Here is a 26,625-nt window from a genome sequence, read left to right as displayed (position 1 = left end):
CGTGATCAGTGGGTGAGAGCCGGGCTGCTGCCCGTCATGAGTCGCATGAGGTTCTCCTGCGTGGCCTCCGACCGGTCGAGGACGCCGGTGATGCGTCCCTCGAAGATCGTGTAGATGCGGTCGCACAGGCCGAGCAGCTCGGGCAGCTCGGACGAGATCACCACCACGCCCTTGCCGGCGTCCGCGAGCCGGTTCACCAGGCCGTAGATCTCGTACTTGGCCCCGACGTCGACGCCGCGCGTCGGCTCGTCGAGGATCAGCAGGTCCGGCTCGGGGAACATCCACTTGCCGAGCAGCACCTTCTGCTGGTTGCCGCCGGACAGCTTCACGACGCCCACCTCCACGGACGGCGCCTTGACGTTGAGCGAGCGGCGGTACTCCTCGGCGGCGAGGTGCGCCGCGTCGGGGTCCAGCACGCCCCGGCGGGTGACCCGTCGCAGGTCGGAGGACACGATGGTGTCCGCGATGGTGTCGAGCAGGTTGAGGCCCTGGACCTTGCGGTCCTCCGGGACGTACGCGATCTTGTGCGCGATGGCCTGCTGCACGGTGTGGAGCTCGACCGGCCGGCCGTCGATGGTGATCTGCCCGCCGAGCCAGCGCCCGTAGGACCGGCCGAACAGCGACCGGGCGAGCTCCGTGCGGCCTGCGCCCATGATGCCGGCGAAGCCCACGATCTCCCCGTGCCGGACGTGGAACGACGAGCGCTTGCAGACCAGGCGGCCGGGGACCTGCGGGTGCTCGACGGTCCAGCCCGTCACCTCGAAGAACGTCTCGCCGATCTGCGGCGTGTGCTCGGGGAAGCGGTGGTCCAGGGCCCGGCCGACCATGCCGCGGATGATGCGGTCCTCGTCGACCTCGCCCGCCGCGGCGTCGAGCGTCTCGACGGTGCGGCCGTCGCGGATGATCGTGATGGAGTCGGCGATCGCGGCGATCTCGTTGAGCTTGTGGCTGATCATGATGCTGGTCATGCCCTTGGAGCGCAGGCCCCGCAGCAGGTCCAGCAGGTGCGCCGAGTCCTCCTCGTTGAGAGCCGACGTCGGCTCGTCGAGGATCAGCAGCCGCACGTCCTTGGACAGCGCCCGGGCGATCTCGACGAGCTGCTGCTTGCCGACGCCGAGGTTCTTGATCTGCTCGTCGGGGGAGGCGTCGAGCCCGACGCGGGCCATGAGCTCGGCGGCGCGCTCGCGGGCGGTCTCCCAGTCGATGCCGAACCGGCCCGTGGTCTCGTTGCCGAGGAAGATGTTCTCGGCGATCGACAGCTCGGGGATGAGCGCGAGCTCCTGGTGGATGATGACGATGCCCGCGCGCTCGCTGGACTTGATGTCCTTGAAGCGCATCTCCTCGCCGTGGTAGACGATCTGGCCGTCGTAGCTGCCGTGCGGGTAGACGCCGGACAGGACCTTCATGAGCGTCGACTTGCCGGCGCCGTTCTCGCCGCAGATCGCGTGGATCTCGCCCGCGCGCACCGTCATCGAGACGTCGTCCAGGGCGCGCACGCCCGGGAAGACCTTGGTGATCGACCTCATCTCGAGGACGACGGGGGTGTCCGTCATCGTTCCTGCTCCCTGTGCCTCGCTGCACGGGCCGGCGTCGTCGCCGGTCGTGGTCCGCGTCGGACACTAGGGACGTGGCGTCCTAGCCGTCAACCTCTGAAGGCAAGGACGGCTCTTCGTTATCGGATCGCAACGCGCGGGGGGTCGTCCGGGGGAGTGAATCGCGGCCTCGCGCGGTCGTCGCCTGGCGCGGGGCGGGTCTCACGGGCTGTCCGGGCGCTGCTCACGTGCTGGTCACGCGCGTTGACCACAACCTCTGAAGGCAATCCCTACCGGGTGGCCCACATCGGCCGGACCACGCGGGTGGCGCCGGCGATGGCACCGATGATCTCCTCCGGAGCCGACGTCCCCGCGTCGAACGACCCGTTGTTCCGCCCGTGCCGCAGCACCTCGATGCGGTCCGCGACCGCCCGCAGGTCCGCCAGGTTGTGGCTGATGAGGACCACGCCGAGGCCCATCGCCCGCAGCCGCTCCACCAGCATCAGCACCTCGGCCGTCTGCACCACCGACAGCGCGGCGGTCGGCTCGTCGAGCACGAGGATCCGCGGCCGGGTCGTCAGGGTCCGCGCGATCGCGACCGCCTGCCGCTGCCCCGCCGAGAGCTCGCGCACCGGCACCCGCACCGACGGCACCGACACCGTGAGGTCCCGCAGCAGCCGCGCCGCCTCCAGCTCCATGCTGTCGCTGTCCATCGGCCCCAGACGCGACGTGCGCAGCTCCCGGCCCAGGAAGATGTTCGCCGTCACGCTGAGGTTCTCGCACAGGGCGAGGTCCTGGAACACCGTCGAGATGCCCAGCGCGTGCGCGGCGGCCGGGTTGGGGATGCTCACCGGCTCCCCGGCGACCTCCACCAGCCCGGCGTCCGGTTGCAGCACCCCGGACACGATCTTCGCGAGGGTCGACTTGCCCGCCCCGTTGTCACCCACCAGCGCCACGACCTCGTGCGCGTGCAGCTCCAGGTTCACGCCGGTCAGCGCCTCCACGGCGCCGAACCGCTTGGTGACCTGCCGCAGCGAGAGCACCGGAGGGCGTGGTGCTGCCTGCGTGCCTGCCATCGTCACCTCCTCGATCACCGCCGGCCCCGTCGCCGGTGCGTCGTCCACCTCGATCAGTCTCCGTCCTGGTGCTCGAACCAGTGCGTCAGCTCGTGGGTGTTCTCGAGGACCAGCAGCAGCGCCCCGATCACCTCCGCCTGGGGGCCGAGCTCCGCGGCCACCACCTCCAGCGGTGCGATGTGGTTGAGCGGCACCCGCCGCCGGATCGCCTCGCGCATCGGGGCCAGCAGCACCTCGCCGGTCTCCGCCAGCTCGCCGCCCACCACCACGCACTGGGGGTTGACCGCGATCGCGAGGCCCGCGACCACCGCGCCCACCGCGGAGCCGGCGTCCTCGACCACCTGCCGGCAGCCCGGGTCGCCGTCGACGGCCAGCGTCACGATGTCGCGCAGCGTCAACGGGCCGCGGCTCGCCCGGAGCACCTCGATGAGCGCGGGCGCCCCGACCACCGTGTTGAGGCAGCCGCGGCTGCCGCAGAGGCACACCACCCCGCCGGCGTCCACCTGCACGTGGCCGATCTCCCCGGCGGTCCCCGCGAAGCCGCGGTGCAGCCGGCCGGACAGCACCACGCCCGCGCCCGTGCCGTGCGAGACGCGCACGTACACGGAGTCCTGGTACAGCCGCGCGGCGCCCACCCGGCTCTCCGCGAGCGCTCCGAGGTTCGCGTCGTTGTCGACGAAGACGGGGACGCCCAGCCGCTTGGACATCACCTGCGCCACGGGGGCGTCGTCCCAGCCGCGCAGGATGCCCGGCACCGAGATGGTGCCCGTCGCCGCGTCCACGGGGGCGGGCACGCCGATGCCGATGCCCAGCAGCTCGCCCAGCGACGACCCGACGCGCTCCAGCAGCTCGACGACGAGCAGGGCCGCGCGGTCCAGGCTCGTGTCCGCGCGGTGCTCGTGCGGCAGGGGCAGCGTCTGCTCCACCAGCACCTGCTGCGCGGAGTCGGCCAGCGCGATCGACATGTGCCGGGTGCCGATCCGCACGCCCGCCGCGATGCCCGTGCGGTGGACCATCGTGACGAGCTGCGCCCGGCGGCCGTTGTGGATCGTGGTGCGGACGTCCACGGCGCCGGCGCCCTGCAGCTCGCGCACGATGTTCGACACGGTGGCCGCCGACAGGCCGGTGGCCGCTGCGAGCTCGACCTGCGTCAGGCCGCCGTAGCGGCGCACGGTCTCGATGACGGTCGCGCGGTTCGCCTCGCGGAGGGCGGTCTGCGAGCCAGCCATCGCCGACAGCCTCCCGTCTCGTGCCGCACGTCGTCCACGCACGCGCTGGACGCAGGGTACTCGGTGCGCACGGCACCGCCCGGGTGTGACCGAGGTCGCGGACGAAAGTCCTGGCCCGGCGGTGAGCGCTTGCCGATCGGGAGACCGGGTGGTGGGCGCCGCCCCGCCGATCGCCGAAGGGACCCCCGTGCTCCGACCGACCCGCATCCTGCTCCGCGACGGCGAGACCCGCGCCCTGCTGCGGGCCGTCGACCTGCGCGGGCACACCGTGCGGATCGAGGGCACGGCCGCCAGCCTGCGCGTCGAGGACGTGACCACGGACACGCTGCTCGTGGACGCGCCGATGGCGGTGCTCGAGCTCATCGACGGCGAGACCATCCACTACGCGGGCGCGGGTCGGGTGCTGGACTCCCGGGAGCTGCGGTACCTGCGGATCACCCTGGAGTTCGCGGAGCCGGCCGCGCGGTCGCTGCCGCGGGCTCCGCGCTGAGGTCGGGGCGCACGGCGGCGCCGCGCTCGTGCGCGCCGCGCTCGCGGGGATCGCGCGGTCAGGCCGGGGCGGGGCCGAGGAGCTCCTCGACGGCCGCGACGACCTCGGGGGCGTCCGGGCGCACGCGCGGCCGGAACCGGCGCACGCGGCCGTCCGGCGCGACGAGGAACTTCTCGAAGTTCCACGTGATCCGCCCGGCGCGGCCCGCATCGTCGGGGTGGCGCGTCAGGGCCCGGTAGAGCGGGTGCGCGTGCCGGCCGTTCACCGGGGTCTTCTCGAGCATCGGGAACGTCGCGCCCCACGTGGTGGAGCAGTACTCGGCGATGGCGTCCGACGACGACAGCTCCTGCAGGAACTGGTTGCTCGGCACACCCACCACGGTGAACCTGCGCCCGCCGTACCGGCGGTGCAGGTCCTCGAGCTGCTCGTACTGCGGCGCCAGGCCGCACCGCGACGCGACGTTGACGACCAGGGCGACGCGCCCGCCGGTCAGCGCCCCGAACGTCGTCTCCTCGCCGCGCAGCGTGCGCACCGTGATCCCGTCCAGCTCCACGTGGCAGCTCCTCGTCCGTCGTCGCCCGTCGTCACCCCTCGGTGACACCGGTCTACCACGGGAGGAGGTGGTAGTACGGCGTGCGGCTGGACGGGGTGAACCCCAGGCGCTGCGCGAGCCGCGCCGACCCGACGTTGTCCTCCCGGCACGACCACACCGGCGTGAGCCCGGCGTCCAGCACGTCCGCCAGCATCGCCGCTGCCGCGGCGGAGGCGAGCCCCTGCCGGCGGAACGCCGGGTCGGTCTCGATGCCGAGCTCCAGGTCGTCGCCCGTCCGGTACGACGTGAAGGCGATCGCGCCGACGCGCCCGTCCCGCTCCACCACCGTGCCGCCGCCGTGGGCCAGGAAGCTCGCCGCGTCCGGCCAGAACCCCGACGGGACGACGGCGCCGGACCGCGCGAAGTCGGCCTCGGTGGCCCGGCGGGTCCGCCAGCCCTCCGGAGGCCGCAGCGCGCCGAGGCGCGCCCGGTGGGCCGCCGGGTCGCAGGCGAAGTTCACCCGGGTGTGCCGCACCACCGACCCGGGAGCCGGCCGGTCGCCGGCGACCTCCAGCGGTACGGCACCGAGCACGTCGTCCCACGCCGGCGTCGTCCACCGCGGGTCGATCTGCAGCCACTCCTCGTGGCCGGCCGCGCGCCGCGCGGCGAGGTGCGCGGCGACCGCGTCCCGCACCTCCCCGGCGGCCGCTCCCCACACCAGCGACATCCCGTACGGGTGGGCGACGTGGAAGGCCCGCGGATCGCGCTCCCGGTCGGCCCAGGGCGTCACGCCGGCGACGTCCAGCGCGGCGCGTGCGAAGCCGACGTTGAGGGGCACCGCATCCAGTGCGCGGCGGGCGTGGTCGAGCAGCAGGGGCACGGCGTCCTCCCGGTGGCGGGGTGTGTCTCCCGGGGACGATGGCACCGGTGCCGGTCCCCGCTCCATGGCCGCTCCGCAGGAAGTGGCCCGCACCCGGCACCCGCGGGAGCGTCCGGCCGTGCGGCCGCCGGGCGGTCGAACCCTCATCCGGTGCGTCCCGCGTGTCGATGTACCCGGTGTGCGCCACGTGACGCTCCAGCAGGAGGGCGGCCCCGGTGGGAGCGCGGACGACCGTCCGCGCTACCTCGCCATGGTCTACGGGCGGACCCTGGCGGGCGTGACGGGCACGGTGGTCGTCCTCGCCTACGTCCTGTTCGACCGCGACGCCGCGACGCTCCGCACGCTCGTCGCCGTGTCGGTCCCGCAGCTCGCGCTGGTGCTGCTCTCGTTCCGGAGCCGGCCGCGCACCTGGCTCGTCGCGGCGTTCCCGGTCGGGGCGCTCGCCGGGCTGGCCGGCATCGGCCTCACGAGCGAGGCGGGTGCGAACGCCCTGCTCGGGCTCGTCGGGCTGTCGTTCGTCTACACGGGGCTGTTCCTGCCGTTCGGCTGGTCGTTGGGCCTCGTGCCGCTCGGCTGGGGCACGTACCTGGCGCTGCTGCCGGTCCTCGGCGGGCCCGGTGTGCTGCGGCTGCTGACGTACACGGCGGTGTGGCTGTCGACCGCGATCGCGCTGCGGTTCGCCAGCCGCATCACGCTCCGGCAGGAGCAGGCGCTGCGGGCAGCCGCGGAGACCGACGCCCTCACCCACGTCGGCAACCGGCGGGCGCTCGACGCGCAGCTCGCGGCGCAGACGCCCGGGGACTGCCTGGTGATCTGCGACCTGGACCACTTCAAGCTCGTCAACGACCGCCACGGCCACGTCGTCGGGGACCAGGTCCTGGTCGCGTTCGCGCGGCTGCTCGACGAGCACGTCGGCCGTCGCGGCATGGTCGTCCGGTTCGGGGGCGAGGAGTTCGTGCTGGTGCTCCCGCAGACCCACCCCAGCGACGCCGTCCGCCTGGTCGACCGGGTGCGCGAGCAGTGGCGCGCCTCGGGGTCGGGGACCACCTTCTCGGCCGGCGTCGCGGTGGTCCACGCCGGCACACCCCCGGCCACCGCCCTCGCGTCGGCGGACATCGCCCTGTACGCGGCCAAGCGCGGCGGACGGGACCGCACGGCGGTCGAGCCGTCGTCGCCGGGCGTCCCCGGCCGGCTGCGGCAGGGCCCCTCGTGGGAGAGCGGCGAGCCGGCCGTCTGACGGCCTCCCGGTGACCCGGGACCCGTCCCGCCGCGCCGGGTCAGCCCGCGTCGGGGTCCCAGTCCGTGGCCAGCTCGGTGCGCGCGGCCAGCCCGAGCTTCCGCAGCGCCCGGTACATGTGGCTCTCGACCGTCCGCACGCTGAGGAACAGCCGCGCGGCGATGTCCCGGTTGCTGAGACCGGCCCGTGCGAGCAGCGCGACCTCCCGCTCGCGGTCGCTCAGCGGGTCGGTGCCGGAGGCCGCGCGCTCCACGGACGGGTCGAGGCCGCGGCCCCCGGGCACGCCCGCCGCCTCGGACACCTGCGAGGCGGTGAGCGGCGGGAGACCCTCGTGCGCGCGGAGCTCCGTGAGCCGGTCCAGCACGACGCGCGACTGCGCCGGGCCCAGGGTGGAGCGCAGCCCGCCCACCGCCGCCACGACGGCACCGCTCGGGCCCTCGGTGAGCGCGCGGTGCAGCTCGAGCACGGGTCCGAAGAGGGCGAGCCGGTCGGCCGGGAAGCGGTCGAGCACGACCCGGAGCCGGTCCGCCGGGTACACCCACGCCACCCAGGACCAGCACACCATCGCCGCGGTCAGGTGCCCGGCCTCCGCGGCCTCGAGCCCGCGCTCCCACAGCAGCCGGTTGCCGGCGTCGACCTCGCCGCGGGCGTAGTGCGCCTCCGCCTGCGCCCACGCCGTGAGCGCCCGGAGCAGCGGGTCGCCGGACAGGTCGCGGTGGTCGAGCTCCCGCAGCAGCAGCTGTGCGAACGGCAGGTCGCCGGCCCGCGCGTGCACCACGGCGCCGAGCGGCACCACCCGCAGCGGCATCGGGTCGTCGAAGGGCCCGGGCAGGCCCAGCCGCAGGGCGACGCTCAGCCAGGGCCAGGCGTCCTGCCCGCGGCCGGACACGATCTGCAGCCCGGCCAGGGTCGAGGTGTGGGCACGCACGGCCGCGGCGTCCAGCTCGGCGGCGGCGTGCGCGAGGTGCGCCCGTGCCCACGTCGCCGCCTCCTCCACGCGTCCGTCGAACAGCAGCGCGTCCGTCCGCACCGCCTCCACGGCGGCACGCGCGGGCTCCGGCGGGGCCCCCTCCGCCGCGTCGAGCAGGGCGAGCGCCTCGTCCGGTCGCCCGTCGTGGACCGCCGCGCGGGCAGCGGCCACCAGCTCCCGCGCGTCCGCCAGCGGCGTCCGCGCGCCGGCCCGCAGGTCGAGCCGCTCCGCGGTGCGCACCACGGCCCCGGGGTCCTCGTCCGCCCACGCCGACCACTGCACCTGCTGCTCGAGCAGCCGGGCGAGGTCGGCGGGGTCGTCGTCGGGGCCGCGCGACACGTGGGCGAGGACGTCCCGGACCAGGGAGCGGTCCGGGGCTCCGGAGAACGCGTCGAGCAGCGCGACCGCGTGCCGGACGGTGGGCGCCTCGCGCCACGCGGCCCGGCGGGCGGCCCGCTGCACCGACACCCGGTCGAGCAGCAGGCCGGCGGTCGCCGACGTCCAGGCCGCCGACGGGTTCTCCGCGGCGAGCTGCCAGGTCAGGGTGTCCGGCACCGCGGCGTCGACGGCGGTGTGAGGGCGTGGGGCGTAGTCGTCGCCGAAGTGCGCGCGCACGACGGCGTCGTCGTGCCTCGCCTGCGCCGGCGTCCGCCTCCGCACGAGCCCGTGGGCGAGCGCGGGCGGCGTGACGAGCACCAGGCCGTCGGCGTCGGCGGCCGACACGGTGAGCCGGCCCCGGGCCACCAGCTCGTCGAACAGGGCGGCCCCGGTGAGCTCGGCTGCGTCGGCGGCGGGCACCGGCCCCGTCCACGAGAGCAGCGTGAGCGCGTGGACCAGCCGCGGGTCCAGGCGGCGGGTCAGCGCGTGCACGGCCGCGTCGAGCGGTGCCTCCTCCAGCGGGCCGACGAGGTCCCACACGCCGTCGACCCGGTCCGCGGCGCCCGACCACCGGGCCGCGTCGAGCAGGGCCAGGGCGACCGCGGGGTGGCCGCCGGACTGGTTGAGCAGTGCGGCGGTCAGGGCGAGGGCGGGGGGACCCTGCAGCCGCTCCCGGAGCAGGGCGGCGGTCCCCGGCTCCCCGAGGGGGGCGACCGCGACCTCGGCGGGCGCGCGGCCCGCGAGCGTGCGCCGCGCCGGGCCCTCCAGGACCGCGGAGTCGACGGTCGCGGCGAGCAGGCACGACGTGCGCCGCAGGAGCTCCTCGACGACCACGAGCGTCGCGGGGTCCAGGTGGTCCAGGTCGTCCACCGCGAGCACGTTGCGGCGGCCGGCGAGCTCCTCCGCGAGCACGTCGACGAGCTCCGGCACCGGCGTCCGCCCCCCGGTCCGCGGCGACCGGGTCAGCTCGTGCAGCAGCACCGGCGTGAGGGGCGGCGCCTCCGGGACGTGGGACGCCCGCAGGGTCAGCACGTGCGTGCCGGCCGCGGTCGCCCGCCGCACGAGGTCGTCGAGCGCGGTCGTGCGGCCCGAGCCCTCCTCCCCCCGGATGAGCACGTCCCGGCCCAGGTCGAGCCACCGCAGCGCGTCGCCCGCCACGTCGAGGGTCCGGTCCATCGCCCACCTCCTGAGCAGCGCCGTCGGGCAGCCCATCCTGTCGTCCGCCGGTGCCGCTGCCAATCCCCGGCGCGCCACCTACGGAGCCGTCGCGTGCGCGGTTGCGTGGTCCGGGGGTGCCGCACCGTGGTCACGACCGGGTGCGTGCCCCAGGCCCCTGGTCGGCGCGCGCCGCCCCCCGGTGGGCCCCTCACCGGGTGCGGGTCGGCGTGCGGCCCCGCTCGATCCAGCACCCCGGCACCCCCGAGGTGCGCACCCGACGTACTCACCGCACGGAAGGACGCCCCACCATGGCTCGGACGCTCGGGCGCCGCGCGACCCTCCTGCCCGCCCGACGGGAGAAGGGGTGGCGCATGGACGTCGTCGCAGAGGTCGTGGCGTACCTGAACGAGGGCGTGAGCGTGGACGTCGTGGGCCACCGCGGCTCGGGTCGCTCGCGCACGGCCGACCTCGTCGAGCAGACGCTCGTCGACGAGGGCGTGCCCGTCCTGCGCCTCACCGGCGTGCCGGCGCTGCGTGACCGTCCGCTCGGCGGCATCTCGGCTGCGGGCTTCGAGCTGCCGCGCGGCGGCGCGTCCAGCGTGGGCGAGGTCCTCGCCGCGCTCAGGCCCCGCGTCCGCGGGCGCGGCGCGGTGATCGTCGTCGACGACCTGGACGGGCTCGACCCGGCGAGCGCCGGAGTCGTCGCGGCGCTGCGCACCACCGTGCCCGCTCCGACGCTCGTCACGCGCCGGCTCGGCACCGAGCGCGACGAGGCGGTGGTGGCCGTGCTGCCCGCGATGCAGCCCGGCGTCCGGCTCCCCCTCGCCCCGCTGCGCTTCGGCGAGGTCCAGGCCGGCGCGCAGGACCTGCTGGGCGGGCCGGTCGACTCGTCGACCGTCGCCCGCCTCGCGACCAAGTCGGGCGGCATCCCCGGTCTGGTCCGCGCGCTCGTGACGGTCGGCCGCCGCACCGGCACGCTCACCTACGACGGTGCCGTGTGGCGTGCGACGGCCCCGCTCTGGTCGCCGGAGCTGGCCCACACGCTCGACGGCTACCTCGCCGACCTCGACACCCGCGCGGTCGGCGACCTGACCCTCCTGGCGGTGGCCGGCCCGCTCGACGTCCGGCGGGTGCGGGCCCTCGTCGACGACGCGCGCCTGCTGGACCTGCAGCGCGCGGGGCTGGTCGGGGCTCTCGACGGGTCGGGGAGCGGGGCGATGGGTCTGTACCCGCCGCTGCTCGGCGACCACCTGGTGGCGCAGTGCCCGGCGACGCTGCGGCTCGAGATCGAGGCCCGCCTCGCGGACGAGGCGCCGCACGTGCCCCACCCGGCGCGGGCGGCCGCGGGCGCCCGGGTGCACAGCCCGGAGGCCGTCGTGAGCAAGCGGCTCGCGGACCACTGGGAGGAGGTCCGCGACCGGTTGCAGGAGGCGTGGGCCCAGGACCGCGGTCCCGCCGCGGGCGCGCAGCTGCTGGAGGCCACGCTCGCTGCGCCGCAGAGCGCCGCGGCCGCCGTCGACGACCAGGTGCTCGAGGTCTACCGCGGCACCGCCCGGGAGATCGGCGGCGACGCGGACCGGGCGCAGCTCGAGGCGTGGTACGCCGTCTACCTGGCCGTCGGCCGCCGACGCCTGGTGGACGCCCGGCGGGTGCTGGCGGAGGCGGAGGTCGCGGTGCCGTCGCACGGCGCCTACCTGCGGGCCACCGGCGCCCACCTCGGGCTGCTCCTGGACCGCGTCCCGAAGGCCCCCCGCACCACCGCCGCCGAGGACAGGAACCCGCTCAACGCGGAGGCCAGCCGGGGGGTCGCGGTGGAGACGGAGCTCGCCCGTGGGCGGACCGCCGCGGCACGGTCGCTGCTGGCCGCATCCGCCCCCGAGCTGCCGATCTTCCACCGGCACCACCTCGCGTGCGAGGGCCTGGCCCGTCTGCTGGCCGCCGACGAGCCGGACCTCGCCACCGCGACGACCGTGCCGGCCGACGTGGGCCAGCTCGCGTCCGACCCGGCGTCGTTCCGTCCGCTCGCGTACGTCACCGCTCTCGGGCTGGCCGTCGGCGGCCGCGTCGCCGAGCTCGACGACTGGCTGTCCTCCGCGCTGACGGTGACGTCGGTGGGGACGCTCCAGAAGCACTACCACGTCGGGCTGCTCTCGGTCGCGTTGCTGGCGGCGCTGTGGCGCGGCGAGGAGGCGTACGCGGTGGGGGTCGCCCGCCAGGCGGCGGCCACCCGGCAGCAGGCGGGGCCGCTGCCGCTGATGGCCTCGGGCGACGCGCTGGTGGCGCTCGCGGCCGACGACGCGGACGGGCTCTGGTCCGCCGTCGACGAGCACCTCGCGGGCGGGTACCTGGCGGCGGCCGTCTTCCTCGCCGTCGAGGCGCTCGAGCGCCGGCCGGACGCCGTCCGCGCCCGGGCCGTCGCGGAGCTGGGCACCCGGGTCGACGGGGGGCTGCTCGAGGCGCTCGTCGACTACGCCCGGGCGCTGGGCGAGCAGGACGAGGCGGCGCTGGCCGCGTCCGCCGAGCGGTTCGAGCGGTGCGGAGCCGTCCTGTACACGGTCCGGGCCGGGGTCGCGCGGGCGCGCGTGCTGCGGCAGCGGGGGCAGACCGCCGCTGCGGTCGCGCAGGTCGAGGCGGCGTGGGCCACCTCGCTCGACATCGCGCAGCACGCCCCCGGCGTCTTCGCGCCGTACCTGGACGCCCTGGAGCTCTCTCCGCGGGAGGTCGACGTGCTGCGGCTCGTCGTGGCCGGGTTGGGCACGGCGGAGATCGCCGCGGAGCTGACCCTCAGCGTGCGCACCGTGGAGAACCACGTCTTCAGCACGTACCGCAAGATCGGCGTGGAGGGCCGCGCGGACCTGCTGCGCGTGGCCGCCACGTGGCTGGGCCCGCGGCTGCGGAGCGACGCGTGAACCACCTCACCCCGGGCCCGTCGACCCCCGCCGACGGGTGCACGGGTACTCAATCGGGGCCCGACCGACCCGCGTCGGGAGGGAGCGACGGTCCGACGGCCCCGGGGCGTCCGCACGATGGGGGGGAACCGCTCGCGGTCGCGGGTCCACCCAGCCGTCCGCCCGGCGCCCGCAGCGCACCGACACCGAGGAGCACCCATGTCCGCCACGACCGACCTCGCAGACCCCGCGCGCGGCCGCCTGGTCGCGCGACTCCTCGACGGGCCGCTGCGTCCGGACCAGGCCGACGAGCTCCCGGACGCGGACGTCCGCGCGCTCCGGGACCTGCGCGTCCGCGGCCACGTCGACGTGGCCGCGGACGGCTCCGTGCACCTGGCCGCCGGGACGCGCGCGCGGTTCCTGGACCGTCTGCTCGCCGCGGTGCTCAGCACGGAGCCGGACCGGCCGGCCCCCGTCCCGGGCCGCCGCCTCCCCGCCGACGCGGACGCCCGGGCCTCCGTGCCCGGAGCGGTCCACCCCGCGCGGTGAGCGCCGCGACGGCGACCGCGCCTGCGGTCCCCGCGCTCGTCGCCGTCGACGAGCCGGACACGGCGGCGGGTGAGATCTCGACGGCGCTGGCCGCGGTCGTCTCGCCGCGGTTCGCGGTGCTGCAGCTGCTCTCCGCCCGCCCCGGGATGATCTGCCGGGAGATCGCCGACGCCCTCGGGATGTCGCGCTCCGGCGTGCTGAAGTACCTCGGCGAGCTCGAGCGCGCCGGCCTCGTGGTCGGCGACGCCGTGCTCGGGGAGCGGCGCGGCCGCCAGGTGCGCTACGCGGTGCGCGACGGCGCCGTGCTCCAGGTCGTCGGGGAGATCGCCGACGCGATCGTCCCGCGCGGCCTCGAGGTGCTGGTGGGCGCCCGCCGCGACAGCCGGCCGCCGCACCGGCCGCGGTCTGCGGACGCGCGCCACGCCGGTGCGGGTGCCGACCGCCGGGGCTCCGGCGTCGCGTGGGCGTCCTCGCGCACCTGACGGACCGACCGGGCAGCCCGCGCCGCCCGGCTGGGGGACCCGGGCGCCCCGCCGAGCCTGTCGGCGCCGGCTCGTCGGCGCCGAGCCCCGCCGCGCCCCACCGCGCCCCACCGCGTCCCGGCGGCCGGCGGGGTCCGCGCCCGGGTGGTCAGCCGGTCCGCGCCCGGGCGGGGCGGCCCGGGCCGCCCGGTGCGGTGGCGACCACGCCGGTGGCGTTCCACCAGCTCAGGTCCGAGCGGCGCGCGAAACCGAGCTTGCGCAGCACGGCGCTCATGTGGTTCTCGACGGTGCGCACGCTGAGCCCGAGCTCGCCCGCGATGTCGCGGTTCGACATGCCCTCGCGGGCGAGCGTGGCGACCTCCCGCTCGCGGGGCGACAGCGTGGTGAGCCGGGCCTCGGCGCGCAGCACGACGCGCGCCGGCGGGCGGTGGTCCGGCAGCGCGACGCCGTCGAGGTGCCCCATCGCGTGGCGGAACCGGCCGCCGAGGTCCGCGGGCAGGGCGTGCAGCCGCTCGACGACCGCGGCGACGTCCCTGGCGGTCCGGGCCTCGTGCAGCCGGAGGTACGGCTCGAGCAGCGGCAGGGGCGCCGCGTCGTAGGCGTCCCGCACGACCGCGAGCTGCTCGGGGGTGTACGTCGCGGTGCTGAACGACCAGCACAGGAGCGCGGGCTGCCGCAGGCCCTCCTGGGCGTACCGCAGCCCACGCTCCCACAGCGCGTCCACCGGCCCGGGGCCCGTGACCTCGTCGACGGCGGCGCGCGCGAGGGCGGACAGAGAGCCGACGACCGGGCGGTCGGCCCTCGGTGCGGCGTCCAGCGTCGCCATCATCGACTGGGCCGTGTCGACGTCGCCCGTGGACACCCGCAGGATCGCGGCGATGCTGAGCGCACGCCGGTGGAACGTCGTGCCGACGGGGCCGGCGGGGCCGAGGCGGAGTGCGCCGGTGAGCGTCCGCCACGCCGCGGCACCCCTGTCCGACCAGACGAGCACCTCGGCGAGCAGGCACGCGTGCACCCGCACGCCGAGCACGTCGGCGCGGGCGTAGGCGGCGGCGAGGCCACGGCGCGCCCGGGCCTCGGCCTCGTCCAGGCGACCCAGGAGGACGGTGGCGACGCTGGCGACCGCGTCACGGTGGTGGCGCGCCTCGCCCGGCGGGGGCGTCGCGAGCACCGTCGACCGGCACAGGCGCAGCGCGAGGTCCGGGCGCCCGGACCGCAGCAGCGCCGCGGCCCGCGCGACGGCGACCCGGGCGGCGACGCCGGCCCCGGCGGGTCCCGCCAGGACGGCCGGGGCCGGCGGACCGAGCAGCGTCGTGTCGTCCGCCCCCGACCGGACGGCGGCCGCCACCTCGTCGTGGACCTGGAACGCGGCGGCGAGCGGGCCGAGCTCGTCCGCGTGCTCGGCGAGGAACGCGGCCCGGTCGCCCGGGCCCGCGCCGGACCACACGAGCCAGCGCAGCTCGGTCGCGCGGAGCACCGCGCGCGCGGCGGGGTCGTCGTCAGCACGCAGGCGGGTGCCCGCGACGACCTCCCGCGCGAGGTCGTGGGCCGGGCGCCGGCCGAGCACGTCCAGCAGGGCGTTGGCCGTCACCACGCCGGGGTCGTCGTGCCACGCGTCGAGCAGCGCGTTCTCGCGGGACCGCTCGTGCTCCTGCAGGGCGCCCGCGACCTCCGGCGAGCGCTGCGGGAGCTCCGTGCCGCGCCGCACCAGCGGCACGGCGACGTCCTCACCGAGCTCGAGCGGCGTCACGGGCACCACGGCGGCGGCGGTGGCGGGCTCTCCGGCGAGGTGGGCGAGCCGGCGCCTGCGCTCGGGCCGCAGGCGGCCACGCAGGGCGTGGGCGAGGGCAGGCGGGGAGACGGCGTACCGCGAGACGCCCTCGCCGTCCGTGAAGCCGAGCAGCCGGCGCCGTGACGTGAGGGCGTCGACCGTGGCGGGCGGCACGAGACGCGCGACGGTGTCGTGGTCCGGGGTGCCGAGCCACGCGACCAGCTCCAGCGCGTCGACGTGGTGGTGCGGCAGCCGGGCGGTCAGCAGGTGCGCGACCGGGTCGCCGGGCACGTCGCGCAGGGGGCTCGTCACGGTCCAGCGGTCGTCGGACCGGCCGACGGCTCCGGCCCAGCGGGCCGACTGCAGCACGAGGGTGGCGACCCGGGGGTTCCCGGCCGACACGGTCACGAGCTCGGCGACGAGCGCCGCGTCCACGGCACCGCCGAGCACCGTGCGGGCCAGGGCGTGCAGCTCGGTGTGACCGAAGGGCGGCAGCAGCACCTCGGCCGGGGCGCGTTCGCCCACGAGCCGCGCGAGACCCGGGTCGGCCTCGCGGGCGAGGTCGGCCGTGGTGGTCACGACGAGGTCGGAGCCGCCCTGGGCGAGCACCCTCCGGACCACGGAGAGCGTCCCCTCGTCGACGTGCTCGACGTCGTCGACCAGCAGGAGCGCGCCCTCGGAGCCGAGCTCGGCGGAGAGCCACTCCGCCAGCTCGGGCTCCGACCACGGCTGGCCGCGTCGTGTGGGCAGCGACCCGTGGGCGCGCAGCGTGGCGAAGGGCGTCGGGCCCGCGGCGCGCAGCAGCACCGTGTCGGCGCGCCGGTGCGGCAGCCGCCGCACCAGCTCCAGCAGCGACGAGCGCCCGGAGCCGTGATCGCCTCGCACGACGACGTCACGCCCGAGCGTCAGCCACCGGTGCACCGCACGGGTGGCGGTGTCGAGAGTCGCGTCGCTCATGTGGCCCCCTGGGATCGCGGTCCGCCCGGCAGCGGCGTCGCTCCGCCACGAGCGGGCCGTGCGCCAGGCGCCACGGAGAGTAGGCCCGAGGTCCTGGTGCTGAGGGGCGGGAGGACGCCCGGGAGGTACCGGAGGCCGGGCGACCGGGTGGGCAGGCGTCCTGTCCAGGGGCGGAACGGGTCCGACCGGGGGTCCTCGGGGCCTGCACCGGGTTCTGCTGGCCGGCCGGGCGGGTCGTACGGCAGGGCCGAGCGCCTCTGGTGGGTCGGGCCGGCGGGCACTACCGTCCGGACATGGTGATCTTCCTCATCCGGGTGGCGATCTTCCTCGGTTCCGCGGCCCTCGGGCTCGGTGCGGCGGCGCTGCTGGTGGACGACGTGCACGTCGGCGTGAGCGGGTTCGTCACGGCCGTCGTCGTCTTCACCGCGGTCCAGGCGGTGCTGACGCCGTTCATCGCCACGATGGCGCGCCGGTACGCGAACGCGTTCCTCGGCGGGGTCGGTCTGGTGTCGACCTGGGTCGCGCTGCTGGTGGCGAGCGCGTTCACCGACGGGTTGCGGGTCTCCGGCGGTGTGGCGACCTGGATCGCCGCCGTCGTCATCGTCTGGCTGGTGACGGCGCTCGCGACGTGGCTGCTGCCGATGGTGCTGCTGCGCAAGCGGCTGCAGGCCCGGGGCGGGCAGCGGGCCTGAACGCCCCGCGCGGCGGCGTCAGGACAGCAGGCCGGCGATGTAGCCGATGAACAGCAGCAGCGCGACCGCGACCACGGCACCGACGATGCCGTAGGCGATCCAGCTCGTCCGCCGGCCGGGCAGGTCGGGCTCACGGAACGCCGCCCCGGACGTGCTCGACTCGCCGGGCGGCGTGTCCCCGGGGGCGACCCCGCCGCCGGGCTCGAGGCCGGGGGTGTTCGCGGGGTCCGGGTCCGGGCTGGTGCTCATCCGGACACGCTAGGCACGTCCTGCCCGGGCGGCGACCGGTGGCCGCCGCCCCCGTCCGCCCGGGGCCCCGTGGACGCGCGCGGGACGAGCCGGCACGGCACGACCTCGGTGCCCGACCGCACGCGGCCCTCGATCGCGTCGAACAGCAGCGCGGCGGCACGCCGCCCGACCTCCTCGAGGTCCATGTCGACCGACGTCAGCTGCGGGCGGGCGTTGAGCGCGAGGATCTCCCAGTTGTCGTGCCCGGTGACCGCGACGTCCTCGGGGACGCGCCGCCCCGTCTCGCGCAGGTGGTCCAGGACCCCGCGCGCGATGTGGTCGCTGCCGCTGACGATGGCGTCGACGTCCGGGTGCTGCGCGAGGACGAGCGCGGCGGCGGCGCGTCCCCACTCCTCGCTCCACGAGCCGTAGAGCGGCTCGCCCGTGAGGCCGACCCCGGCGTCGTCGAGCACGGCCCGCACCCCGGCGACCCGGTCGTGCGCCGCGCCGTACGTCGCGTCTCCCGTGACGACCGCGATCCGGGTGCGGCCGCACGCCAGCAGGTGCTCGGCGACCAGGCGGCCGCCGAGCACGTTGTCGGTGACGACGGACATGTCCGCCGGGTCGTCCGACGGCGCGTAGGCGTAGACGACCGGCACGGGGAGCTCCCCGAGCGGGGCCCGCGGGTCGGGTCGGGCCCCCACGATCATCAGTCCGTCGACGCGTCGTCCGAGCAGGGCCTGCACGTGGTACTGCTCGCGCAGCGCGTCCCCGCGGGCGTCGCAGAGCAGCACCGACGTCTTGCCCGTGCCCGCGGCGTCCTCGGCGCCCATGAGCACCGGGATCGAGAACCGTCCCTCGAGGTCGTGCGTGACCAGGCCGATGGTGCCCGAGCGTCCGCTGAGCAGGTGCCGCGCCAGCACGTTGGGGGAGAAGCTGAGCTGCTCGGCCGCGGAGAGCACGCGGGCGCGCGTCTCGGCGCGCACCTGCTGGCGGCCGTTGAGCGACTTGGACGCGGTCGCGACGGACACCCCGGCGAGCCGGGCGACGTCGGAGAGGGTCGCAGGACGGCGCGGGGTTCCGGCGGGGGTCGTCATGGCACCTCCGGGTGCAGCTCCGGCGGGTCGACCCGACCCGTCCAGGCGATCGTACACACTCCGACTTTCAGCGAGAGTCTTGACGGCGCTCAGAACCTGCGGCTACGTTCCCCGAAAAGGGTTTCGGCAGAACCCCGGACACCTGCGTGTCGCCCGCCCCGGGCCGCGCGACTTCGACGATGAAGTTCCGAGGGAGAGCACGATGAGCAACCGCCTGTTCCGATCGCGCGGGTTCCGCCCCGTCGCCACGCTGGCCGTGGCCGGTCTCGCACTGGACGGGCTGGCCGCCTGCGGGTCCGGCTCCGACGGCGGCGCGGCGGCGGAGGAGCTCGAGTCCGCCGGCCCCGACGGCGTGGACGACGGCAGCACCCTGACCATGTGGACCCGCGCGCCGCTCGAGCGGCAGGCCACGACGCTCGTCGAGGCGTACAACGCGTCGCACGACAACCAGATCGAGCTCGAGATCGTCCCGAACGACGACATGGAGGGCAAGGTCGGCGGTGCGGCGACCAACGACGAGCTGCCCGACCTGCTGGCCGGCGACGTCGTCCGGTTGCCCTACTGGGTCGCGAACGGGCTGTTCACGGACCTGACCGAGCAGATCGACGGCCTGGACTTCAAGGACGACATCACGCGCGGCCACCTCGACGCGGGCACCGACCCGGACGGCGACCTGCACACGCTGCCGTTCGTCGAGGACATCTCCGTGATGGTCTGGAACAAGGACCTGTACCGCGAGGCCGGCCTGGACCCGGAGAAGGGCCCCACCACCATCGCCGAGTTCCAGGAGCAGGCCGAGGCCGTCGCCGCGCTCGGCAAGGAGGGCGTCTCGGGCACCTACTACGGCGGCAACTGCGGCGGGTGCGGTGTCTTCACCTGGTTCCCGTACATGTGGGCCTCGGGCGACGAGGTGCTCTCCGCCGACGGCAGGACCGCGGAGGTCGCCTCGGAGTCGGCCAAGGCCGTCTACCGGACCTACTACGAGCTGAACCAGGCCGGCGCGGTCGGCGCGGGCTCGAAGGAGGAGACCGGCGCCACGTGGACCGCGCCGTTCTCCAACGGGCAGATCGGCGTGATGCCGTACCCGAACACCGCGGTGTACGCGGCGCAGGAGGCGGGCATCGACGTCGGCGTCACCGGCATCCCGGGCGTGGACGGCGGGCAGTCGACGTTCCTCGGCGGTGACGCGCTCGGCATCTCGAAGGACTCCGAGCACGTCGCCCAGGCGTGGAACTTCCTGGCCTGGATGATGTCCGAGGAGACCCAGCTCGAGGTCATCGCCAAGAACGGCGAGGTCCCCGGACGCAACTCGCTGCTCGACAACGAGTACGCCCAGCAGAACCCGCTGGCGCTCACCATGAACAAGATCGCCGAGTCGGGCCGCACGCCGGTCGCGGAGTTCTTCTCCGAGGCGTTCAACGCCTCCGGCAGCCCGTGGGTCACCCTGATCCGCAACGCGACGTTCGAGGGGACCGACACGGTCGACGCCGACAACGACGCCATCACGGAGGTGCTGTCCCAGTGACCCTCGCCGCCCCGGGCCGGGTGGCGGGCGGCGCGGACGCCGGCCCCGGAGTGCCCGCACCCACCGGGCGCCGCCGCTCGCGGCGCTCGCGCGGAGCCCTCCAGGGCTGGCTCTACGCCAGTCCCACGGCCGCCCTCGTGCTCGTGCTCTTCGTGGTCCCGCTGGTGCTCGTGGTCGTGATGTCCGGCTCCGACTGGTCGCTGCTGGGCGGCAGCCAGGGCACGAACTTCCCGGAGAACTTCTCCGAGGTGGTCGCGCACCGGATGTTCTGGCCGTCCGTGCGGTTCACCCTGACGTACACGGTGATCGCCACGGTGCTGCTGATCGCGCTCGGCCTGGGGCTGGCCCTCCTCGTGCAGGAGAGCACGCGGTGGCGCGGGTTCCTGCGGACGGCGTTCCTGCTGCCGACCGCGCTGGGGCTCGCGTCCGCCTCGCTGCTGTTCTACGCGCTGTACTCCCCGCAGGTCGGGCCGGTCTCCGGGTGGCTGGAGCGGTTCGGGATCGGCAGCGGCCAGGTGAACATCCTCGGCTCGGCCGACGGTGCCCTGTGGGGGACGGTCGTCCTCATCGTCTGGCGGTTCGCCGGGTTCTACATGCTGCTGCTGCTCGTCGGGCTGCAGGGCATCCCGCACGAGGTCTACGAGGCGGCGCGCATCGACGGCGCGCGGACGGGGCAGGTGTTCCGGCGGATCACGCTGCCGCTGCTCAAGCCGTCGCTCGCGCTGTCGACGATCATGTGCGTCACCGGCTCGATCCTGGCGTTCGACCAGTTCTACATCCTCACCAAGGGCGGCCCGGACGGCTCGACGATGACCGTCGTCCAGCTCGTCTACAACCTGGCGTTCGAGTCGAAGCGCGACCTCGGCATGGCCGCCGCGCTGTCGGTGATCGTGCTGCTGGCCCTGGTGGTCGTCAACGTCGTCCAGCTCAAGGCGCTGCGGCGCTCGCCCGAGGAGTGACCCCTGTAACCGGCTTCTCCCGCGTCCTCGGACGCACTCCGTTCTACGTCGTGACCGGTGGGCTGGCGATCCTGTTCCTCTACCCGCTGATCTGGACCACCGTGTCGTCGGTCTCGCCGCAGCCCGGGTCGGCCCAGGTCGACGGGTTCGGGCTCGGCAACTACGCCACGCTGGCGTCCTACCAGGCGGGCGTCCTGACCTACCTGGGCAACTCGGCCGGCATCACCGCCACCGCGGTGGTCGTGACCCTCGTCGTCGCGACGCTCGGCGGGTACGCGTTCGCGCGGTTCCGGTTCCCGGGCAAGGACGCGCTGTTCCTGCTCGTCCTGTCCATCCTCATGGTCCCGTACGCGACGCTGCTGATCCCGCTCGTCATCTGGCTGAAGGACATCGGGCTGTCGAACACCCTGGTCGGCGTCGGCCTGGTGCTCGCGGTGTTCCAGCTGCCGTTCGCGATGTTCATGATGCGGATCTCGTTCGAGTCCGTGCCGAGGGAGCTCGAGGAGGCGGCCCTCGTGGACGGCTGCGGGTCGTTCGGCGCGCTGCGCCGCGTCCTGCTGCCGGCCGTCAAGCCCGGCCTCATCACCATCGGGCTGTTCGCGTTCCTCGCCGCGTGGAACGACTTCATGGTGCCCCTGTACCTGGTCGGCGGCGACAACCAGCCGCTGCCGCTCGCGCTGGTGAACATGCGCCAGCAGGTCATGGGCGTCATCGACTACGGCGCCACCCAGGCGGGTGTCGTCGTCCTCACCGTCCCGTGCGTCGTGCTGTTCCTCGTGCTGCAGCGCCACTACGTCAACGGGTTCATGTCGGGAGCGCTGAAGGGATGACCACCCCCGTGAGAAGCACCACCACTGCACCGCCCGTGACCCCGGTCGCCCCGTCGGCGGGTGCGCTGCGCCCGCTCGGGCTGGACGAGGTCGTCCTCACCGAGGGGTTCTGGGCCGACCGCCAGCGCGTCAACGGCACCGCGAGCATCCCGCACTGCGACCACTGGGAGACGCGGGTCGGCTGGATCGCGAACTTCGAGCGCGCGGTCGACGGCACGCTCGTGGGAGCACGGACCGGGCGGGAGTTCTCCGACTCGGACGTGTACAAGCTGATCGAGGCGATGGCCTGGGAGGCCGGGCGCACCGGCGACCCCGCGCTCGAGGCCCGCATCGCGGAGCTCGCCGCGCTCCTGGCGCAGGTCCAGGAGCCCGACGGCTACCTCAGCACCCGGTTCGGGAGGCCCGGGCAGGAGCCCCGGTACTCGGACCTCGAGTGGGGCCACGAGCTGTACTGCTTCGGCCACCTCATCCAGGCGGCGGTCGCCCGCCTGCGGACGGGCCACGACGACGAGCTCGTCGCGGTCGCGCGGCGGGCGGCCGACCACGTGTGCGCCGAGTTCGGCCCGGACGGCCGGGACGGCGTCTGCGGGCACCCGGAGATCGAGGTCGCGCTCGCGGAGCTGGCGCGGGCCACGGGCGAGCGCCGGTACCTGGACCAGGCGGCGCTGTTCGTCGAGCGCCGCGGGCGGGGCACGCTCGCCGCGATCGAGCTCGGGCGGGAGTACTACCAGGACGACGTCCCGGTGCGGGAGGCCGAGGTGCTGCGCGGCCACGCCGTGCGGGCGCTGTACCTCGCCGCCGGCGCGCTCGACGTGGCGGTGGAGACCGGGGACGACGCGCTGCTCGACGCGGTCCGCGGGCAGTACGAGCGGACGCTCGCCCGCCGCACGTACCTCACCGGCGGCATGGGCGCGCACCACCAGGACGAGGCCTACGGCGACGACTACGAGCTGCCGCCGGACCGGGCGTACTGCGAGACGTGCGCCGGGGTCGCGTCGGTGATGGTCGCCTGGCGGCTGCTGCTCGCGACGGGCGACGTGGCGTGGGGCGACGTGGTCGAGCGGGCGCTGTACAACGTCGTCGCGACCTCCCCGCGGGCGGACGGACGCGCGTTCTTCTACACGAACCCGCTGCACAAGCGCGTCCCCGGCACCGAGTCCGCGCCGGACGAGGTGAGCGCCCGCGCGCTGTCCCGGCTGCGCGCCCCCTGGTTCGAGGTGTCCTGCTGCCCGACCAACGTGGCGCGCACCGTGGCGGCCCTCGGGGGGTACGTGGCCGCGGTGTCCGAGGACGCGCTGCACCTCGTGCAGCTCGCCTCCGCGCGCGTCACCACCCGGCTCGGCGACGGTCGTGCGGTCGGCGTCGAGGTGGTGACGGGGTACCCGGTGGACGGCGACGTCGTCGTCCGGGTCGTCGACGCCCCGGAGGGGGAGTGGACCATCGCGCTGCGGGTGCCGGCGTGGGCGGCGGGGTCCGCGCGGGTCGACGGCGCGGCGGCCGAGGTGACACGCGGCGAGGTCCGTGTCACGCGGGCCTTCGCGCCCGGTGACGAGCTGCGCCTGACGCTCGACGTCGCCCCGCGGGTGACCGTCGCGGACCCCCGGGTCGACGCGGTGCGGGGGACCGTCGCCGTCGAGCGGGGGCCGGTGGTGCTGTGCGCGGAGTCCGTGGACCTGCCGGGCGGCGCCGACGTGGCCGGGCTGCGGGTGGACCCCGCGGGCCCGGTGGTCGGGGACGGCGACGGCGCGCGGGTGCGGGGCCGGCTCGTCACGGCACCGGACGCCGCGTGGCCGTACGCCCCGGCCGGGAGCACCGCGGGGGACCCGGACGGCGGGACGCCGGTCGAGGTCCGGCTGGTGCCGTACCACTCGTGGGCCAACCGCGGCCCCAGCACGATGCGGGTCTGGCTGCCGACCGCCTGACCCGCGCTCGGACCGGACGCCGCCCCGCACGCTGCCGACGCGCGGGGCGGCGTCCTCGTACGCGGCGGCGGTCTCAGCCGCAGGTGTCGCAGATGCCCGTCGCGGGCAACGCCGTGAAGCACGTCGGGCAGATCGCCAGCGGGCGGTCCTCGGGGGCGGGCCGGCGCGGGGTAGTGGCCGGCTTCGCGGCGCGGCGGGGCGCGCTGCCCGCGGGCGAGCGCGTGGACGAGCGCGACGCGGAGGGCGTCCGCGACGCGGCGACCGGGCCGGCGACCTCGAACCCGCGCCGGGTCAGCAGGGTGCCGGTCGGGGCGGAGCGCAGCTCCTCGGGCGTCGCGGCGCGGCCGGTGGCGTACCGGTGGGCGACCGCGAGGACCGCGCGGGCGTCGTACGTCCGGCCCTCGTGGGAGAAGGTCTCGCCCGGGGTGGCCTCGAAGCCGTAGACGCCGAGGAACGCCTCCGCGCCGCGGTCGTCGTGCTCCGCGATCGCCTGGAGGACGTGCTGCCGGCTGACGGAGGAGAACGTGGCCACACCTCAGGGTAGTCCGCCCGGGCGCACGAGAGCCCCGCCGCAGCCCGCCGCGGGGGCGGGTGTGACGGGGCTCTCGGTGCGGTGCCTCAGGCGCGGTCGTGCTGGTGCCGCTCCGGGGCGTCGACCACCTGGTGCATCGGGTGCGGGTGGGTGCGCTCCAGGGAGGCGCCCTCCACGTCGACGTCGGGCAGGATCCGGTCCAGCCAGCGGGGGATCCACCACGCCGCCTTGCCGGCCAGGTGCATGAGCGCCGGGATCAGCAGCATCCGGACCACGAACGCGTCGACCAGCACGCCGAACGCGAGGCCGAACCCGAGCGGCCGGATGATCGAGGACTCCGCGAAGATGAAGCCCGCGAACACCGACGCCATGATGATCGCCGCCGCGGCGACCACGACCCGGCCGGCGTGCAGGCCGCGGCGCACGGCCACGCGGGCGTCCACACCGTGGGCGTACGCCTCCCGCATGCCGGAGACCAGGAACAGCTGGTAGTCCATCGCGAGCCCGAACAGGATGCCGGTGACGATGATCGGCAGGAAGCTCAGCACCGGCGCGGGGTCGTGCACCCCGAACAGCGACCCGAGCCAGCCCCACTGGTAGATCGCGACCACGCCGCCGAACGCCGCGAACAGCGACAGGACGAACCCGAGCGTCGCGGTGACCGGCACCAGGATGGAGCGGAACACGATGATGAGGATGATGAGCGACAGGCCGACGACGATCGCCAGGTAGAGCGGCAGCACGTCGGCGAGCTTCTCGGAGACGTCGATCTGCGCGCTCGTGGTGCCCGCGACGCCGAGCTGCACGTCACCCTCCACCGGGGACGCGGCCCGCAGGTCCTGCACGAGGTGCTCGGTGCTCTCGCTGTCCGGCCCCTCGCGGGGCACGACCTGGAACGCGAGCACGGTGCGGTCGTCGTTGGCGCCGATCGGCGCGACCGCGACGACGTCGTCGAACGCGGCGAGCTCCTGGCCGATCCGCACCTGCTCCGCGACGAGGCCGCCCTCCGCCACGGCGTCGGGCAGGTCCGCGACGACGAGCAGCGGGCCGTTCACGCCGGCCCCGAACTTCTCGGCCGTGATCGTGTACGCCTGGTACTGCGTGGAGTCCTCGGCCTCCGAGGACCCGCCCGGCAGGCCGAGCCGCATGGACAGCGCGGGGATCGCGACGACCAGCAGCGCGGCGAGGCCGACGACGAGGGTGAGCACCGCGCGGGAGGTGCGCATCGGGGTGGAGGGCACCGGCTCGGGCTCCTCGTGGCCGATGGTCGCGCGCTGCTTGCGGGGCAGCACCCGCAGGCCGATGCGCGACAGCAGCGCGGGCGTGAACGTGATCGCCATGAGGATCGCGATTGCGATGCACACCGCGGCCGTGGTCCCCATGAGACCCAGGAACGGGATGCCGGTGACGTTGAGCGCCAGCAGGGCGACGAGGACGGTCGTGCCGGCGAACACCACGGCGTTGCCCGCGGTGCCGTTGGCCAGGGCGATCGACTCGTGCAGCTCGACGCCGTCGCGCAGCTGGCGCCGGTGCCGGTTGAGGATGAACAGCGAGTAGTCGATGCCGACCGCGAGGCCGAGCATGATGCCGAGCACCGGGGTGACGGACAGCATGTCGACGACGCCGGACAGCGCGAGGGTGACCGTGGCTCCGATGGCCACGCCCACCAGGGCGGACAGGATCGGCAGGCCGGCGGCGACCGCCGAGCCGAGCATCACCAGCAGCACGACGGCCGCGACGACGACGCCCACGACCTCGCCCGGGCCGAGCACGCTCGGCACCTCCTGCGTGAGGTCGCTCGAGAACTCGACCTGGGCACCCGCGAGGTCGGCGTCGGCGAGGGTGTCCGCCACCTGCGTCTTCAGGTCGGCGTCCACCTCGAACTGCCCCGCGTCGAACGCCACCGTGGCGACCGCGGCGGAGCCGTCCTCCGAGACCAGCCGGATCTCCCGGGCGAGGTCCAGCAGCGCGGCGCCGTCCTCGACCTGCGTGGTCTGCGCCTCGAGCTGCTCGCGGCCCTCGTCGAGCGTCTGCTGCTGGGCGTCGAGCTGGTCCTGCTGGGCGTCGAGCTGCGCCCGGCCGGCGTCGAGCTGGGCCTGGCCGGCGTCGAGCTGCGGCTGCACCTGCGTGAGCATCCCCGCCGCCTCGGCCTGCGCCCGCTGCGCGTCGAGCTGGTCCTGCTGCGCGTCGAGCTGGTCCTGCGCGGCGTCGAGCTGGGCCTGGCCGGCGTCGAGCTGGGCCTGCCCGGCGTCGAGCTGGGACCGGCCGTCGGCGATCTGCGCGCGGCCGTCCTCGAGCTGGGCGGCCTGCTCCGTGAGCTGCTCGGTGGTGGCGAACGGGTCCGTGACGCCCTTGACGCCGTCGAGGTCCGCCACGTCGGCCAGCGCCGCGCTGATCGCGGCCTGCTGCTCCGGCGTGAACGCGTCGTCCCCGCCGGTGTGGAGCACGACCGTGCCGGTGCCGCCGCTCGCGGAGGGGAACTCCTCCTGGAGGTGCTCGGTCACCTTCTCCGTGGCGGTACCCGGGATGGTGATGGCGGAGGTGAGCGTGCCGCCGAACGCGAGGTACGCGCCGACCGACAGCGCCAGCACCGCGGCCCAGGCCGTGACGACGACCCAGGCCCGGCGGGCGGAGAACCGCCCGATTCTGTAGAGGAGTCCTGCCATGTCCGGTGTCCGTCCCTGTCTCTGCGCTGTGGTGGGTGGGAGTGC

General features: G+C 75.5%; 21 protein-coding genes. 10 read left to right on the top strand and 11 right to left on the bottom strand.

Going from position 1 to position 26,625, the window contains the following annotated elements; all coding sequences use genetic code 11:
• Positions 1–5 precede the first annotated feature (5 nt).
• The 3 genes from mmsA to K5O09_RS16515 form a co-directional block, all read right to left on the bottom strand.
• Entirely contained in the window at positions 6–1,553 is a 1,548-nt protein-coding gene (gene mmsA / locus K5O09_RS16525) for a multiple monosaccharide ABC transporter ATP-binding protein (protein WP_222170550.1), read from the bottom strand.
• Between the two features lie 269 nt (positions 1,554–1,822).
• Positions 1,823–2,608, bottom strand: coding sequence for an ATP-binding cassette domain-containing protein (locus K5O09_RS16520; protein WP_222172865.1), 786 nt, complete (start codon positions 2,606–2,608; stop codon positions 1,823–1,825).
• A gap of 53 nt (positions 2,609–2,661) precedes the next feature.
• Positions 2,662–3,837 carry an ROK family transcriptional regulator gene (locus K5O09_RS16515; protein WP_222170549.1) on the bottom strand — a complete coding sequence of 392 codons (1,176 nt, stop codon included), beginning with the start codon at positions 3,835–3,837 and terminating at the stop codon, positions 2,662–2,664.
• A gap of 187 nt (positions 3,838–4,024) precedes the next feature.
• Here K5O09_RS16515 and K5O09_RS16510 point away from each other — a divergent pair, with 187 nt between their 5' ends.
• Positions 4,025–4,327 carry a hypothetical protein gene (locus K5O09_RS16510; protein ID WP_222170548.1) on the top strand — a complete coding sequence of 101 codons (303 nt, stop codon included), beginning with the start codon at positions 4,025–4,027 and terminating at the stop codon, positions 4,325–4,327.
• 58 nt (positions 4,328–4,385) lie between these two features.
• Here K5O09_RS16510 and K5O09_RS16505 read toward each other — a convergent pair whose 3' ends face one another.
• Positions 4,386–4,880 (bottom strand): glutathione peroxidase, encoded by a 495-nt coding sequence (locus tag K5O09_RS16505; protein ID WP_222170547.1) that lies wholly within the window; start codon positions 4,878–4,880, stop codon positions 4,386–4,388.
• 52 nt (positions 4,881–4,932) lie between these two features.
• A complete protein-coding gene (locus tag K5O09_RS16500; RefSeq protein WP_222170546.1) occupies positions 4,933–5,739 on the bottom strand; it encodes a GNAT family N-acetyltransferase in 807 nt (268 codons plus the stop codon).
• Positions 5,740–5,926: 187 nt separating this feature from the next.
• Here K5O09_RS16500 and K5O09_RS16495 point away from each other — a divergent pair, with 187 nt between their 5' ends.
• Positions 5,927–6,976 (top strand): GGDEF domain-containing protein, encoded by a 1,050-nt coding sequence (locus K5O09_RS16495; protein WP_222170545.1) that lies wholly within the window; start codon positions 5,927–5,929, stop codon positions 6,974–6,976.
• A 40-nt stretch (positions 6,977–7,016) separates the two neighbouring features.
• Here the strand turns inward: K5O09_RS16495 and K5O09_RS19460 are convergent, their stop codons facing one another.
• On the bottom strand, positions 7,017–9,500 hold the full coding sequence (locus tag K5O09_RS19460) for a LuxR C-terminal-related transcriptional regulator (RefSeq protein ID WP_222170543.1): 2,484 nt from the start codon (positions 9,498–9,500) through the stop codon (positions 7,017–7,019).
• A gap of 290 nt (positions 9,501–9,790) precedes the next feature.
• Here K5O09_RS19460 and K5O09_RS16485 point away from each other — a divergent pair, with 290 nt between their 5' ends.
• The 3 genes from K5O09_RS16485 to K5O09_RS16475 all read left to right on the top strand — a co-directional run bounded on the left by K5O09_RS16485 (position 9,791) and on the right by K5O09_RS16475 (position 13,401).
• The gene (locus K5O09_RS16485; protein ID WP_222170541.1) at positions 9,791–12,391 is read left to right on the top strand and encodes a helix-turn-helix transcriptional regulator; all 2,601 of its coding nucleotides are present in this window, start codon (positions 9,791–9,793) and stop codon (positions 12,389–12,391) included.
• A gap of 198 nt (positions 12,392–12,589) precedes the next feature.
• Positions 12,590–12,919, top strand: a complete 330-nt coding sequence (locus K5O09_RS16480; protein ID WP_222170539.1) for a hypothetical protein — start codon at positions 12,590–12,592, stop codon at positions 12,917–12,919.
• Positions 12,916–13,401 carry a helix-turn-helix transcriptional regulator gene (locus K5O09_RS16475; protein WP_222170538.1) on the top strand — a complete coding sequence of 162 codons (486 nt, stop codon included), beginning with the start codon at positions 12,916–12,918 and terminating at the stop codon, positions 13,399–13,401. The genes K5O09_RS16480 and K5O09_RS16475 overlap by 4 nt, the downstream gene beginning before the upstream one ends.
• Positions 13,402–13,549: 148 nt before the next feature.
• On the opposite strand, the gene K5O09_RS16470 is transcribed toward K5O09_RS16475, so the two are convergent.
• The gene (locus K5O09_RS16470; RefSeq protein WP_222170537.1) at positions 13,550–16,129 is read right to left on the bottom strand and encodes a LuxR family transcriptional regulator; all 2,580 of its coding nucleotides are present in this window, start codon (positions 16,127–16,129) and stop codon (positions 13,550–13,552) included.
• 293 nt (positions 16,130–16,422) lie between these two features.
• Between K5O09_RS16470 and K5O09_RS16465 the strand changes: the two genes are divergently transcribed.
• On the top strand, positions 16,423–16,821 hold the full coding sequence (locus tag K5O09_RS16465) for a phage holin family protein (RefSeq protein WP_222170535.1): 399 nt from the start codon (positions 16,423–16,425) through the stop codon (positions 16,819–16,821).
• Positions 16,822–16,839: 18 nt separating this feature from the next.
• Here K5O09_RS16465 and K5O09_RS16460 read toward each other — a convergent pair whose 3' ends face one another.
• Positions 16,840–17,070 carry a DUF6480 family protein gene (locus K5O09_RS16460; RefSeq protein WP_222170533.1) on the bottom strand — a complete coding sequence of 77 codons (231 nt, stop codon included), beginning with the start codon at positions 17,068–17,070 and terminating at the stop codon, positions 16,840–16,842.
• The gene (locus tag K5O09_RS16455) at positions 17,067–18,146 is read right to left on the bottom strand and encodes a LacI family DNA-binding transcriptional regulator (RefSeq protein ID WP_222170532.1); all 1,080 of its coding nucleotides are present in this window, start codon (positions 18,144–18,146) and stop codon (positions 17,067–17,069) included. Before K5O09_RS16455 ends, K5O09_RS16460 begins: the two co-directional genes overlap by 4 nt.
• Before the next feature lie 202 nt (positions 18,147–18,348).
• Between K5O09_RS16455 and K5O09_RS16450 the strand changes: the two genes are divergently transcribed.
• The 4 genes from K5O09_RS16450 to K5O09_RS16435 are packed head-to-tail and all read left to right on the top strand — an operon-like array spanning position 18,349 to position 23,382.
• A complete protein-coding gene (locus tag K5O09_RS16450; RefSeq protein WP_222170531.1) occupies positions 18,349–19,671 on the top strand; it encodes an ABC transporter substrate-binding protein in 1,323 nt (440 codons plus the stop codon).
• The gene (locus tag K5O09_RS16445) at positions 19,668–20,630 is read left to right on the top strand and encodes a carbohydrate ABC transporter permease (protein WP_255595806.1); all 963 of its coding nucleotides are present in this window, start codon (positions 19,668–19,670) and stop codon (positions 20,628–20,630) included. Before K5O09_RS16450 ends, K5O09_RS16445 begins: the two co-directional genes overlap by 4 nt.
• Positions 20,627–21,460, top strand: a complete 834-nt coding sequence (locus tag K5O09_RS16440; protein WP_222170529.1) for a carbohydrate ABC transporter permease — start codon at positions 20,627–20,629, stop codon at positions 21,458–21,460. The genes K5O09_RS16445 and K5O09_RS16440 overlap by 4 nt, the downstream gene beginning before the upstream one ends.
• Positions 21,457–23,382, top strand: a complete 1,926-nt coding sequence (locus K5O09_RS16435; RefSeq protein ID WP_222170528.1) for a glycoside hydrolase family 127 protein — start codon at positions 21,457–21,459, stop codon at positions 23,380–23,382. The genes K5O09_RS16440 and K5O09_RS16435 overlap by 4 nt, the downstream gene beginning before the upstream one ends.
• Before the next feature lie 73 nt (positions 23,383–23,455).
• Here K5O09_RS16435 and K5O09_RS16430 read toward each other — a convergent pair whose 3' ends face one another.
• Together K5O09_RS16430 and K5O09_RS16425 are read right to left on the bottom strand one after the other, a co-directional pair.
• Positions 23,456–23,914 (bottom strand): hypothetical protein, encoded by a 459-nt coding sequence (locus tag K5O09_RS16430; RefSeq protein WP_222170526.1) that lies wholly within the window; start codon positions 23,912–23,914, stop codon positions 23,456–23,458.
• An 86-nt stretch (positions 23,915–24,000) separates the two neighbouring features.
• Positions 24,001–26,580, bottom strand: coding sequence for an MMPL family transporter (locus K5O09_RS16425; RefSeq protein ID WP_222170524.1), 2,580 nt, complete (start codon positions 26,578–26,580; stop codon positions 24,001–24,003).
• Positions 26,581–26,625: the final 45 nt, after the last annotated feature.

The organism is Cellulomonas sp. C5510 (assembly GCF_019797765.1).
GTDB lineage: Bacteria > Actinomycetota > Actinomycetes > Actinomycetales > Cellulomonadaceae > Cellulomonas.
This window is presented reverse-complemented; position numbering and strand designations above follow the sequence as displayed.